We start from the raw sequence: 563 nt of genomic DNA on the forward strand, positions 1-563 counted from the left end.
GGTGTGATCTGAACCATTTGGCCGTTGCTCAGCGAATCGCCGGGGTTGTCGATCACGCGGTCGGTGGCCGCGAGGCCCGTCGTGATTTCAACGTGCGTGCCGAAATCGCGGCCGATATGCACGGTCTTCAACTGGGCGCGGCCCTGGCTGTCGACCACCGCGATCGTCACGCCGTCTGGCCGGAACAGCAGCGCGCCGACCGGCAGATCGAGCGACGGCGTACTCGCCTCCAATTGCAGATGCACCTGGGCATACGCGCCGGGCATCAGCGCGCCGTCCTGGTTGTCGACGTCGACCTCGACGCGCAGCGTGCGGCTCGTCGGATCGATTGCGCCGGTGTTGCGCGCCACCTTCGCGGCGATGTGCCGGCCCGGATATTGCGGTGCGCTCAGATACACGACGGTGGCCGGCGTGACGTAGGGCGCATCGTCTTGCGGCACATCGACGAACACGCGCAGCTCGCTCGTCTGCTGCAGATGAAACAGCTCGCCCGACATGCCCGCCGTGCCCGGCGTGCCGCCCGCCGTCACCAGGGCGCCGACATCGACCCTGCGCGCGGTGAT

At 68.0% G+C, this 563-nt stretch carries 1 protein-coding gene; it reads right to left on the reverse strand.

The window, feature by feature from the left end:
- Positions 1-563: efflux RND transporter periplasmic adaptor subunit (locus P0D89_RS53900; protein ID WP_408379807.1), on the reverse strand; the 563-nt coding region annotated here is incomplete at both ends.

The sequence above is a fragment of the Paraburkholderia sp. RL18-085-BIA-A genome (assembly GCF_046027075.1).
Classification (GTDB): Bacteria; Pseudomonadota; Gammaproteobacteria; order Burkholderiales; family Burkholderiaceae; genus Paraburkholderia.